This is a genomic window from Microcoleus sp. T3_B1, from assembly GCF_036700445.1.
Classification (GTDB): Bacteria; Cyanobacteriota; Cyanobacteriia; order Cyanobacteriales; family Microcoleaceae; genus Microcoleus.
Window position 1 is genome coordinate 1 of record NZ_JAUBOX010000180.1, and the last position, 2,954, is coordinate 2,954.

Sequence of the window (2,954 nt, forward strand, 5' to 3'; positions counted from 1 at the left end):
ACTCGAGCGAATAAGCTTTCATTTTTTCTGCTGATGTACTGAATGTAGTGTACCACATTTACATGGAATTTGCTGTAACTTTTATTTGTCAACTGCACGAGGTGCAAGCAGATTCCAATTCACCTGAGAAACACCGTACAAAATAAAATTATCCAAAAGTCCGTAAGCATCCCCACAATTGTAACCTTTAGCATTAACACATTTCTTATCCGCCCTTTGATTCACAGCCACAAAAATATCAACTCCATCCGGCAACACGCCCGCATACATCTTTAAATTAGCAAAATCATCAAGGATGCGACCGTTATCATCCACCGGCGGCAATTTCCACTCTTTCGGATTATTATTGCCCCCTAACTGGATTCCCCAAGCATGAGTACCGTCAAGCGCTCCGTTGTGGGCAGTATATCGATTCCAAAGATTATTTCGCTTTTCTCCGATGCGCGGGTTATTTTCATAACCAGCTACCCAATATTCTGACATGAATTTGAGAAAAACTTCCGCTTCCGCAGCAAGCGAACCAGTACCGGGACTCAAATCAGTGTTTCTGCTGCTAAAAGGAACCATGCCTAAATTCCAAGACCAATTTATCCTCCCCGGCTTCGGATTTAGCCAGGTAGAAAAATCGCAGAAGCTACCCTTCCAGATGCAGTGCGGACGCTTCACATCCCATCCTTGACCATAATAACTTTTCCCGTTCCAATGGCGTTTTTCTGGTTCGCGATCGACCATATTTGCTACTCCTTGGGTCATAAAAATTCCCCGGTCAGCCGCCGTATAAATTCCTAAGTTTGTTTTGAAGAAAACCTCCAAAGCCGAACCTTGATGAGTTTCTGGTTTACCCATCTTAGCAGCAGATCTGCCGGAAGCCACAAGCTGCTCCAAAATAATCGTAGGAAATGCCGGACTGGTATTGGAATAGTGATATTGGCCGAGAGGATACTGAAGGCATCGGCCAGCCAAAACCTGCATAATTTCTCCTAAAGTAGGACTTGGCAAAAAATAGCCCGCGCTAGGAGAAATGCCGAGTTGATTTTTTGCTGAACTGATAGATTTGCTGCCCCATTCGCTGACAAGTAACTGTTCTTGTGCTTGAAAATTCGCTGGGGTTTTTAGATTGCGAAGCACAGGCAAATTTGCGGTGACATCTTCAGCATATCTGGGCGCGCTGCGCTGAAGTCCCGATCGGTGCGATAATAAATGTCCGAGGGTGACGTTTTGCCACTGTTTGTCTGCAAATCCTGAGTTGAGATTGGCACACTTGCTGTCTTTCACGGGAACGGGAAATTTGACTTTTCCCGAAAATACGGCGTGCAAGTTTTCAGGGATAATCGCTACTGGATATTGCTTGTTCAAACCCGGAATTAGCGGCGGATAATGCTGGGGGTCGAACAATTTCATCCCTTCAATTTGGTCGTCAGTCAGTTCTAAACCGGCTCGATCGCGCGCCGTCTCTTTAAGCGCCCAGCGCACCATTGCAAAGGTAACAGGCTTGCTGATACTGCCCATACGCATGGGGGTATCTGCGGGTACGATCGCAGCCAGAGGAGCCTGCGTATCGTCGCCACAAGCCGGATTCCAGTTATTAGTAGGTCTGCCTTTCATGCGCCCTAGACCCCAAACACCAACGGGTTTACCTTTAACAGAAACACCGAGTACGGCCGCACCGACGCAGCGGTGGCGCATGAATTCTGTCAACGATTGCAAAATCGGCTGGAGTTGCGCGTCACCGCTACCGCTAACAGGGATGTTTTCTTGCGCTAAAGCTGTGTTATTGTTGGACTCGGAAAGCTTTCCCAAGCCTCCTAAGAGGATAGCTGAAATTAAGGTCAAACTTGTGTAGAAAAGTCTGTTGATTCTTTGGCTATCGCCCCTAACATTCCTCATAAAAAACTCCGGTTTAAAAATGTAGGCGGGTTCAATTCTGTCAGATCGATTTGAGTAACAGATACGTTATTGAGAGTAGCTAAAATTTTACCTGTTGCTGTCAAGCGGATTAAGGTATCGCTGTTGGCTTGACTAATTGACAGTTGAGAGGCAGTCAAACCTCTAGTAAGGGCGATCGCATCTTTTCCGGGTTCAAAATCTCGAATGATATCCATCCCTGAATCTGCCCAAACCAGAAAACGATCGTTCCCACTTCCTCCAATTAAAAAATCATCTCCCAAATCGCCGCTTAAAAAGTCGTCTCCGGCTCCCCCAAATATGGTATCATTGTCTTCTCCTCCCCAAATCGTATCATTGCCTTCACAGCCATCCAGTAGGTCGTTATTTTCATCACCCCGCAAGTAATCGTTGCCACCGCCACCACAGGCAGTATCGTCACCTACATTTCCCAACAGAGTATCGTTTTCTTCACCGCCTACAATTAAATCTCTATCCTTACCTCCCAATAAGAAATCGTTTCCTTTGCCCCCATCCAAGAAATCGGAGTCTTCGTTGCCGTGAATGAAGTCGCTATCTTCTCTACCATTTAGCGAATCTTGTCCTCGATTTCCCAATAATGTATCTCTTCCTTCATTACCAAGAATAATATCTTGATTCTTGCCACCAAAAAGCAAGTCATCTGCCGTTGCACCAGAGATAAACTCGTTGCCTTCGTTACCGTTGAAAAAGTCATTTCCTTCGCCGCCAAACAGGTTATCGTTACCTTCTTTTGCCTGGAAATAATCCTCGCTGCTGCTGCCGTCGAATGTCTCATTGCTAGCAGTACCTGTGATGGGTAGATCGATCGTACTATTCACAACTACCTTTTCTACAGGATTGGGTTGGTTGAGATTTGGGAGGGATAGAGAGTTACAAAGGCAATCTTCTGTCGGAATTTCAGTCAGAGTTGGCGTTGGTGTCGGAGTTGGCGTTGGCGTTTCTGTCGGAATCGGTGTCGGAGTTGGCGTTGGCGTTTCTGTCGGAATCGGTGTCGGAGTTGGCGTTGGCGTTTCTGTCGGAATCGGTGT

At 46.3% G+C, this 2,954-nt stretch carries 2 protein-coding genes; both read right to left on the reverse strand.

Annotation, left to right across the window (positions count from 1 at the left end):
* Nucleotides 1-81 precede the first annotated feature (81 nt).
* A complete protein-coding gene (locus QT990_RS35560) occupies nt 82-1,887 on the reverse strand; it encodes a serine hydrolase (RefSeq protein WP_333148356.1) in 1,806 nt (601 codons plus the stop codon).
* A partial coding sequence (locus QT990_RS35565; protein ID WP_333148354.1) for a calcium-binding protein occupies nt 1,884-2,954 on the reverse strand: 1,071 nt, incomplete at its 5' end. The genes QT990_RS35560 and QT990_RS35565, both read right to left, overlap by 4 nt.

What these genes read in the sequence shown, in the direction of transcription:
- QT990_RS35560 (WP_333148356.1), bottom strand. Translation starts at nt 1,887, where the DNA reads ATGAGGAATGTTAGGGGCGATAGCCAAAGAATCAACAGACTTTTCTAC.